Origin of the sequence: Burkholderia sp. BCC0397 (assembly GCF_902832865.1) — a bacterium.
In the GTDB taxonomy this organism is placed as follows: Bacteria; Pseudomonadota; Gammaproteobacteria; order Burkholderiales; family Burkholderiaceae; genus Burkholderia.
The window spans coordinates 173,278-182,092 of record NZ_CADFDL010000015.1; the positions used below are offsets into that span (position 1 = coordinate 173,278).

At 62.7% G+C, this 8,815-nt stretch carries 8 protein-coding genes; 4 read left to right on the forward strand and 4 right to left on the reverse strand.

The genetic code is table 11. From position 1 onward, the window contains the following. Nucleotides 1–3: 3 nt before the first annotated feature. The 4 genes from HWX03_RS31550 to HWX03_RS31565 all read right to left on the reverse strand — a co-directional run bounded on the left by HWX03_RS31550 (nucleotide 4) and on the right by HWX03_RS31565 (nucleotide 5,092). Entirely contained in the window at nucleotides 4–2,067 is a 2,064-nt protein-coding gene (locus HWX03_RS31550) for an NADH:flavin oxidoreductase (protein WP_006488987.1), read from the reverse strand. A 68-nt stretch (nucleotides 2,068–2,135) separates the two neighbouring features. After that, on the reverse strand, nucleotides 2,136–2,669 hold the full coding sequence (locus tag HWX03_RS31555) for a DUF5943 domain-containing protein (protein WP_175873954.1): 534 nt from the start codon (nucleotides 2,667–2,669) through the stop codon (nucleotides 2,136–2,138). Between the two features lie 138 nt (nucleotides 2,670–2,807). Beyond that, the gene (locus HWX03_RS31560) at nucleotides 2,808–3,779 is read right to left on the reverse strand and encodes a dipeptidase (RefSeq protein WP_175689779.1); all 972 of its coding nucleotides are present in this window, start codon (nucleotides 3,777–3,779) and stop codon (nucleotides 2,808–2,810) included. Nucleotides 3,780–3,817: 38 nt separating this feature from the next. After that, a complete protein-coding gene (locus HWX03_RS31565; RefSeq protein WP_175873955.1) occupies nucleotides 3,818–5,092 on the reverse strand; it encodes a serine hydroxymethyltransferase in 1,275 nt (424 codons plus the stop codon). Nucleotides 5,093–5,447: 355 nt separating this feature from the next. Here HWX03_RS31565 and HWX03_RS31570 point away from each other — a divergent pair, with 355 nt between their 5' ends. The 4 genes from HWX03_RS31570 (at nucleotide 5,448) to HWX03_RS31585 (ending at nucleotide 8,769) form a co-directional block, all read left to right on the forward strand. Continuing rightward, nucleotides 5,448–6,566 (forward strand): GlxA family transcriptional regulator, encoded by a 1,119-nt coding sequence (locus HWX03_RS31570; RefSeq protein ID WP_175873956.1) that lies wholly within the window; start codon nucleotides 5,448–5,450, stop codon nucleotides 6,564–6,566. Nucleotides 6,567–7,039: 473 nt separating this feature from the next. Continuing rightward, entirely contained in the window at nucleotides 7,040–7,702 is a 663-nt protein-coding gene (locus tag HWX03_RS31575) for a hypothetical protein (protein ID WP_244132828.1), read from the forward strand. A gap of 10 nt (nucleotides 7,703–7,712) precedes the next feature. Then, nucleotides 7,713–8,243, forward strand: coding sequence for a PAAR domain-containing protein (locus HWX03_RS31580; protein ID WP_175873958.1), 531 nt, complete (start codon nucleotides 7,713–7,715; stop codon nucleotides 8,241–8,243). Between the two features lie 4 nt (nucleotides 8,244–8,247). Next, nucleotides 8,248–8,769, forward strand: coding sequence for a hypothetical protein (locus HWX03_RS31585; RefSeq protein ID WP_175873959.1), 522 nt, complete (start codon nucleotides 8,248–8,250; stop codon nucleotides 8,767–8,769). Nucleotides 8,770–8,815: the final 46 nt, after the last annotated feature.

Genomic DNA, 8,815 nt, shown 5'->3' on the forward strand with positions numbered 1-8,815 from the left:
CTTTTAGAAATCCTTCACGAGACGCAGCGAGTCGTAGATCGCACCATGGACGTTGTGCATCGAGATGCAGTCGCCGACACGGAACAACAGGAAACGGCCGTTGCCGAGTTCTTCCGACAGGCACGGCTGCGGCTCGGCCGCGAACAGCGTGTGCGGATCGATCTGGCCGCGGTTCACCGATTCCGGCTTGAGCTTCCAGTACAGTTCGTCGTTCGGCGACGAACCGTTCTCGATCACCACCTGGTCGACGGCGCGCTCTTCCAGTTCTTCGGTGTACTCGTTGCGCAGCACGGCGATCATCTTGCCGTTCTCTTCATAGACGCGATCGAGCATCGTGTTCGGCGTCGGGATCACGCCGAATGCGTACAGGCGGCGATAGAAGATCGGGAACGTCGTGCCGCCGCAATCGTCGGCCACCTTCACGTCCGGCGTGACGACCTCGACCTTCGAGCCGCGGCTCGCCATGAAGTCGGCCACGCCGGCGCCCGCATGCGTGCTCACGCCGTCGAACAGCAGCACATTCTGCTTCGGCTCGACCTTGCCGGTCAGGATGTCCCATGAGCTGACGGCGAGGCCTTCGGCCACGCCCCACGCCGGCACCTGCCACGTGAAGCTCGAGCCGCCCGTCGCGAGCACGACGATGTCCGGCTTCTCGGCCATGATCATCTTCTCGTCGGCGGCCACGCCGAGGCGGCGATCGACGCCGAGGCGCTTCGTTTCCATGTCGAACCAGCGGATGATCCCCGACATCTGCTCGCGCTGCGGCGCCTTCGCGGCGATCATCACCTGGCCGCCCACTTCCGCGTTCTTCTCGAACAGCACCACGTCGTGGCCGCGCAGCTTCGCGACACGCGCCGCCTCGAGGCCCGCCGGGCCCGCGCCGACCACCACGACCTTGCGCTTCGGGCCGCGCGACTTCTCGATGATGTGCGGCATCGTCGCTTCGCGCGACGTCGCCGCGTTCTGGATGCACAGCACGTCGAGGCCGTTGTACTGGCGGTCGATACAGTAGTTCGCGCCGACGCACTGCTTGATTTCGTCCTCGCGGCCGTCGCGGATCTTGATCACCATGTGCGGATCGGCGATCTGCGCGCGCGTCATGCCGACCAGGTCGATCATGCCGTTCGCGAGCAGGCGCTCAGCCTGGCCCGCATCGCGGATGCTCTGCGCATGCATCACCGGAATCTTCACGACCGACTTGATGCCGGCCGCGAGGTGCACGAACGGCTCCGGCGGCAGCGCCATCGGCGGCATGCAGTTGGCGATCGTGTTGTGCGTATCGCCGCCCGACCCGACCACGCTCAGGTAGTCGATCAGGCCCGTCTCCGACATCGCCTGCGCGATTTCCTTCAGTGCCTCGTGGTCGAGGCCGTCCTCGTGGAATTCGTCGCCGCACATCCGCAGGCCGACGCAGAAATCCTTGCCGACCGCCTCGCGCACGGCCGTCAGCACTTCGATGCCGAAGCGCAGGCGGTTTTCCAGGCTGCCACCCCATTCGTCGGTGCGATGGTTCGAACGCTTGCTCCAGAACTGGTCGATCAGGTGCTGGTGCGCGGCGGAGATTTCGATGCCGTCCATGCCGGCCGCCTTCACGCGCTTCGCCGCCGCCGCGAAATCGCCGATGATGCGGCGGATTTCCTCGATCTCGATGATCTTCGCGTTGCCGCGGTGCACCGGTTCGCGCACGCCCGACGGCGACATCAGGTGCGGCCAGTGCTCGCCGTGGAACGACGAGCGGCGGCCCATGTGCGTCGCCTGGATCATGATCTTCGCGCCGTGCTTGTGCATCGTGTCGGCCAGGCGCGTGAGCGGGTCGATGATCTTGTCGGTCGACAGGTTCACCGATTTCCACCAGCCTTGCGGGCTGTCGATCGACACGGGGCTCGAGCCGCCGCAGATGGCCAGGCCGACGCCACCCTTCGCCTTTTCTTCGTAGTAGCGGATATAGCGGTCGCCCGGCAGGCCGCCCGGCTCGGCATACACCTCCGCGTGCGCGGTGCTGACGATCCGGTTGCGCAGCGTCAGCTGGTTCAGCTGCATGGGTTTGAACAGGTGGGGATAACGCATCGCTGGCGACCTCTGGCGTTCGAATGTCTCGTGTTGCGGGTGTTGTTCTGCTTCAGTGAATCAATGCGTCAGTGCGCGATCGGCGACACTTCGAAGACGCAGTGGTCGTGATGTTCGGCCGCGCACTGCACTTCCTTCGAGTACGCACGCGGTGCGCCCTTGCCTTCCGGCGTCGTGTCGTTGACCCAGTCCATCGCGCCCGCGAACCAGCCCGCGAACATGTAGCAGAGCTTGCCTTCCTTGCCCGGCTGCTGGAGCACGAACGACGAGTGGCGCAGCTCGATCTTCGCGCGTGCGCTCGCCGGATCGGCCTCGATGATCGAGAACAGGCCCCAGCCGCGTTGCGACAGGCGATTCAGGTAGTGCTCGAACACGGCCATGCCGGTGATGCCGTGCTGCTTTGCTTCCTTGTCGCACCAGTGGTAGGCGGACTTGTAGCCGGCCTTGTAGAGGATCTCGGCATACGCTTCGACGCCGAGCGCTTCCTCGACGGCGACGTGGTTGTTCGTGAAGAAGTGGCGCGGCACGTACAGCATCGGCAGCGCGTCGGTGGTCCAGACGCCGGTATCGGGATCGACGTTGATCGGCAGTTGCGGTTGCATCGTGGTGACTCCGTGAGGAAATTGGCCGCGCGGCTCAGTGCGCAGGCGCGACATCGTCCGCGTGCCCGCGCTGCTTGCGCGGGCACGTCCCGATTTTTTTATGTTTAAACGAAGGGTGCGGTTCGGCTCGGCGGGCGCTTACGCGCCCCACACGTCCTTGAACACGCGCACCCAGTTCTCGCCCATGATCTTGCGGATCCGCGACTCCTTCCAGCCGTGGCGTTCCATCGCGGCGGTCAGGTTCGGGAATTCGCCGATCGTGCGGATGCCGTCCGGGTTGATCACCTTGCCGAAGTTCGTCAGCTGGCGATAGCGGCCCTTGTCATGCGTCAGCATGTCGAAGAATTCCTTCGCGAAATCCTGCGTGAAGTCCGTGCCGATGCCGACCGCGTCTTCGCCGATCAGGTTCACGACGTAGTCGATCGCCTCAATGTAGTCGTCGATGTTCGCTTCGATGCCGCGCTTCAGGAACGGCGCGAACATCGTCACGCCGACGAAGCCGCCCGCATCGGCGATCTCCTTCAGCTGCGCGTCGCTCTTGTTGCGCGGATGTTCCTTCAGGCCGGACGGCAGGCAGTGCGAGTAGCACACCGGCTTCTTCGAGAACGCGATCGCTTCCGACGACGTGTTGCCGCCCACATGCGACAGGTCGACCATGATGCCGACGCGGTTCATCTCGGTGATCACTTCGCGGCCGAAGTCCGACAGCCCGCCGTCACGCTCGTAGCAGCCGGTGCCGACCAGGTTCTGCGTGTTGTAGCAAAGCTGCACGACGCGCACGCCCATGTCGGCGAACGCCTCGATGTAGCCGAGGTTGTCCTCGAACGCATGCGCGTTCTGGAAGCCGAGGATGATCCCGGTCTTGCCTTCCTTCTTCGCGCGGAAGATGTCGTCCGTCGTGCGCACGAGCGTCAGCAGCTCGCCGTTGTCGCGGATCTTCTTCTTCATCACGCCGATGTTGTCGACGGTCTTGGCGAAGTTCTCCCACACCGACACCGTGCAGTTCGCGGCCGTGATACCGCCCTTGCGCATGTCCTCGAACACCGGCTTCTCGAACTTCGAAATGTTCAGTCCGTCGATGATGATGCTGTCCTGATGCAGCGTGCTCATATCTGCTCTCGCTCGTGTGACTGTTCTGGTGGGGTCGATCAGTAGATCGGGAAGCGCTCGCAGAGCGCGAAGATCTCGCGGCGCACGCGCTGTTCGGTTGCGGGATCGCCTTCCGGGTTCGCACGCAGCGCGTCGAACACTTCGAGGATCAGGCGGCCGACCTCGCGGAACTCCGCGACGCCGAAGCCGCGCGTCGTGCCGGCCGGCGTGCCGAGGCGAATGCCCGACGTGACGGTCGGCTTTTCGGTATCGAACGGGATGCCGTTCTTGTTGCAGGTGATGCCCGCGCGTTCCAGCGCCTGCTCGACCGGCGCGCCCTTCAGGCCCTTCGGGCGCAGGTCGACCAGCAGCAGGTGGTTGTCGGTGCCGCCCGTGACGAGATCGACGCCGCCGGCCTTCAGCACTTCGCCGAGCGCCTGCGCGTTCGCGAGCACGTTGTCGATGTAGGTCTTGAAGTCGGCATGCAGCACTTCGCCGAACGCGACCGCCTTGCCGGCGATCACGTGCATCAGCGGGCCGCCCTGCAGGCCGGGGAACACGGCCGAGTTGATCTTCTTCGCGATGTCTTCGTCATTGGTCAGCACGAAGCCGCCGCGCGGGCCGCGCAGCGTCTTGTGCGTGGTCGACGTGACGACGTGCGCATGCTCGACCGGGTTCGCGTGGCGGCCCGCGGCGATCACGCCCGCGATGTGCGCCATGTCGACCATCAGCTTCGCGCCGACGCTGTCGGCGATCGCGCGAAAGCGTGCGAAGTCGAGCGCGCGCGGGTATGCCGAGAAGCCGGCGATGATGAGGTTCGGCTTGTGCTCGTGGGCGAGCGCCTCGACCTGGTCGTAATCGATCAGCATCGTGTCGCGGTTCACGCCGTACTGGACCGCGTTGAACCACTTGCCCGACAGCGCCGGCTTCGCGCCGTGCGTCAGGTGGCCGCCCGCGTCGAGCGACATGCCGAGCACCGTGTCGCCCGGCTTCGCCAGCGCGAGCATCACCGAGCCGTTCGCCTGCGCGCCCGAGTGCGGCTGCACGTTCGCATAGCCGGCGTTGAAGATCTGCTTCACGCGTTCGATCGCGAGCGCCTCGACTTCATCGGCGAATTCGCAGCCGCCGTAGTAGCGCTTGCCGGGATAGCCTTCCGCGTACTTGTTGGTCAGTACCGAGCCCTGCGCCTCGAGCACGGCGCGCGACACGATGTTTTCCGACGCGATCAGCTCGACCTGCGACTGCTGACGCTCGAGTTCCTTCAGGATGGCGCTGCGCACCGGCGCGTCGCGCTCGGCAAGGGGCTGCGAGAAGAAAGGCTGGGTGTTCGACATAGTGCGTCCGTGACGAAGAAGAAAGGGCTGCAACCGAAGCTCAAGGCCCGCCATGCCTGGGTTTCCCGCTCGTCCAGTGCAAGGCTGCCGACGGCTCTATTCTTGTCGTTCGGATTTTCGGCGGATTGATGAATTTAGACGCGTTCTTTGCCTTTTCCGCCATGCACGTCCGTTTTATACAAGTGACCGGTCGTGCTTTTCGGGATGACCGCCCGAAACGGTGTCGATGGTTCACCTATGGACACGCACACCGGCAGTGCGTTTGCCGCACGTTCGCGTGCGGCTTCTCCCGGATACGGTGCAGTGCAGCAACGGCCTGATGCCCAGACAACGTATGGAGCTAGGGTTTAGCCGTATGGCACGCTTGTTGCACTCGCTCACACAATACCGCAGCCCGATTCGTGCCCCGGGCCAAAAGCTATTAGAGATTCAAGGAACGCTCCCCATGTCGCCCGACCGCACAGCGTCGCTGTCCCACTTCGCGTTCATGCCTTTACCGAACTTCACGATGATCGCGTTCACCAATGCGATCGAGGTGCTTCGGATGGCGAACTACCTGAGCGGCCAGCCGCTCTACCGCTGGTCGGTGATCAGCCCGGACGGCGGCCCGGTCACGGCGAGCAACGGCCTCACGGTCGATACGGGGCCGGCCGAATGCGTGGGGCAGCCCGACATCGTGTTCGTGTGCGGCGGCATCGACGTGCAGCGCGCGACCACGCCCGCCCATCTGACGACACTGCGCCGCTTCGCGCGCATGGGGCTGCCGCTCGGCAGCCTGTGCACGGGCACCTATGCACTCGCGAAGTCGGGGCTGCTCGCGGGTTACGCGTGCGCGATCCACTGGGAGAACATGTCGGCGCTGAAGGAAGAGTTTCCTGACACGCGTTTCCTGAAGGAGCTGTTCGTGATCGACCGCGACCGCATCACGTGCACGGGCGGCGTCGCGCCGCTCGACATGATGCTGAACCTGATCGCCGCGCGCGTCGGCACCGCGCGCGTCACGCAGATCGCCGAGCAGTTCATCGTCGAACACGTGCGCGACACGAGCGCGCAGCAGCGCATGCCGCTCGTCGCACGCCTCGGCTCGGCGAACAAGTCGCTGTTCGAAGTGATCTCGCTGATGGAGAACAACATCGAGGAGCCGCTGTCGCGCGAGGAACTCGCGCGGCTCGCGAACATGTCGCAGCGGCAGTTGCAGCGTCTCTTCCGCGAGCATCTCGGGATGACGCCGACGCACTACTACCTGACGCTGCGGCTGCGCCGTGCGCGCGAGCTGCTGCTGCAGACCGACATGTCGATCATGCACATCACGATGGCGTGCGGCTTCCAGTCGGCGTGCCACTTCAGCAAGAGCTATCGCGACGCGTTCGGCGTCGCGCCGACCCGCGAGCGCCGCAAGCAGGTTGCGCCGCTGGCGCAAGGTGCGGCGGCGGCCGCCGGGCCGGCGTTTCCGGCGCATGTGCTGCATGCGTGAGGCGGGCGCTGTGCGGTAGAAATCATGCCGAGCAACTGCGAAGGCGTGATCGAAAACGCCATGCGGATTTTTCAGCCTTTCGGCGCGATACTTTCGCGCCGCTTCAACTGACGCTATTACCGCTGTAATCGCCGATCCCTCTCCCCCAGTACGCTCCCGTTACAAGAAGGCGTTCGTCGGGAATCGGCGGACGTCCCACCGAATAGCCCCGCCCGTCCGCACCTGGTAATTCCCGAGAGCAGGCATTCCGCATCCATCGTGTAATCGCGCCCGCTGTCGTCCGGCGCGACGATAAGCGCGATCATGCGTTGAAGCTAGCGCGGGGATTTCGCGAATCGCTTACTCAATATTGCCAATTGTCACGGCACGTCTTTTCAGTCGGAATCTAAACTAAAATCATACTCGTCCGATAGACACGGCGACCATTCCCGGCGAACGTTCATAGCTCGTTCATGCATGAGATATCCGAGCCTATGACAGAAAAAGAACAAGCCGATTGTCCATATTTTCTTCACTCGTCGATCCAGCTTTACGCGATGGTTCAGCATTTAGGCACCACGCGGCCCTATGCGCCCGACGCAATCGATTCAGCATATAGCGGCAACATGCAAATGGTCTGCACGAGTGATCCGTTCATTTGCACCTATCTTTCACCCGTTGATGCAGTCATAGGTTCGCGGACGCTTGCGCACGACGATGACCACTTCTGGCCAATCGCTTTCCGGCAGGTCGACACCCGTCATTTCATGGAACAGCATGGCCGACTGTTGATCGCCGTGAACTATGCGTATGTGGCGACCAGGGGCCGTCTGGTGGTTTCCGATGCAGGCTATCCGTTGATGACCTACACCTTTGCATCCTTCGACGTGCCGGTCGAACATCGCGACCACTTCACCATCCGCTTCCCCGATAGCGTGGTCGATCGAATTGAAACCACCTATTCACGAGCCGGACTATCCGAGTTCAGCAAGACGCTCGACCTTATGGATACATGGACCACCGAGCAAATAGCCGATGCAGAGGCCGAAGCATCGGCACATATGCCGCCGACCGTCGCCATTGAAGGCGCGGAAATCGATCAATACGCGATTTACGATCCCGAGTCGGTCGACTGGATCTTTACCAACTTCGATTGAGGAAACGACCATGAGTCGACGAGCAGTGAGGAATGGCGATCCGACGACAACGGGCGGTGTCGTCATCGCGGTGACGTCTACGATGTTCAACCACGGCAAACAGGTCGCCGTGGATGGCGACAAGGCGACATGCGGAAATTGCGAAGGGGCGTTCCCGATAGTGGGCGGCGCGCAGCGCATGATTCACCACGGGCGATGTGTTGCGCTGGAGGGTGACGCCGTATTGTGTCCATGCGGGCGAAACCGACTGATCGCGGGGAGTGACAGCACGATTTTTTATGGAGGTAGCGGTAGCGGAAATGCAGCGAACCCATTCGCTGCGGGTTCGGCATTTGCATTTGCGTCCACGCGGCACAGCATCCACGACGACCAATTTGTGATCCGCGACGTGCGGACAAAGCAGCGGTTAAGCAACGTGCACTATTGGATCAAGGATCGCTCCGGAAACGTACTTGCAACCGGCGTGAGCGATCGGCATGGTTGTACCGCACGCGTGCAAACCGAAGACGCGCAAATTTTGACGCTGGTCATCGAGGACTGAGAAGATGGGAAACCAAACTACCGTTGCCGAGACAACGACAAACACCATTGAGGGCTCGCAGCGATTCGCAGACGTCGACTTGCGTCCAATCTGCGAAAACATGACGAATTCCGAATTTCGTAAGATGTTTGCGGTGGCACAGGGGCGCGCGGTCGATCGATTGACGATTCGCATCGCCGACTTGAAGAAGTGGTCAAAGCAGGACAAAGATCGCGTGTTCAAGTGGTTCGGTCGAGACGACGACAAAACTCGGATGCATTTGCTCACGGGCTTAACGAAGGTACTTGGCGTAGTTCGGGCATTCAATGAAAACAACGTCGTTCGGAGCGGTAGCGCCGGCGATCTAGCGACGGGTTGCACGCCTCATCCGCGCGGAACGACCAACGAGGCCGCTCACGTGTGTGCGCCTGACACAGCGACGCATACGATCGCGATTGGCGAGCGATTCTGCACGATGCGCGGACCTATCCGTCATTTTGTGGGCGGGGCATATCATGAGAGGCAAAAGTCATGGATATGTCGATGAAGAAGAAGAGGCAAACCGTAGCGCGTCAGGCAGCGGCCCGCGGGCC